The sequence below is a fragment of the Bradyrhizobium sp. Kon10 genome (assembly GCF_055807395.1).
On the sequence record NZ_JBVVOZ010000375.1, the window covers coordinates 1 to 240 of the forward strand.

1 pseudogene is annotated in these 240 nt (G+C 67.5%); it reads left to right on the forward strand.

The features are described from left to right. Nucleotides 1-240, forward strand: a pseudogene (locus AC0L2O_RS37430) (NADH-quinone oxidoreductase subunit N); the annotation flags it as partial.

Sequence of the window (240 nt, forward strand, 5' to 3'; positions counted from 1 at the left end):
CGACAGCCGGGTTCTTCGCCAAGTTCTACGTGCTGGTCGCGCTCGTCGAGCGGGGTTTCGTCACGCTGGCGGTGATCGCGGTGCTGCTGAGCGCCGTCGCCGCATACTTCTACATCCGCATCGTCATGGTGATCTACATGCGCGAGCCGGAGCGCGCGTTCGAGCCTGCCCTGACGCCGTCCGTCCGCGCCACGCTCGCCTTGACCGCCGCCGGCACCATCGGCATCGGACTGTTTCCGG